Source organism: Bacillus sp. GbtcB14, from assembly GCF_019091205.1.
GTDB lineage: Bacteria > Bacillota > Bacilli > Bacillales > Bacillaceae_G > Bacillus_A > Bacillus_A cereus_AG.
The window spans coordinates 1-229 of the sequence record NZ_JAGXJT010000351.1; the positions used below are offsets into that span (position 1 = coordinate 1).

The following is a 229-nucleotide window of genomic DNA, read 5'->3' on the forward strand; positions in this document are numbered from 1 at the left end:
AGATTCAATAGCAGCATAAAATATGGTCTTGTTGAGTTGATTTGGTCTGCAAGGTATAATGGTGAAGTTAGAGTTGGCAAGTCATGGGATATGTTTGTAAAAGTATTATCCAATGGCTCTGAAAGATTGCCAGCAGTATGCTCCCACAGTTACGATGAACTCAAAGAAATCATGAAAATTGCCGTTGAAATGTACGGAGATTTCAAGCGAGAATTGATTCCTATCTATT

General features: G+C 37.1%; 1 pseudogene. It reads left to right on the plus strand.

Annotated features, from left to right (window positions below):
- Positions 1–229 (plus strand): annotated as a pseudogene (locus KVT31_RS30100) (hypothetical protein); the annotation flags it as partial.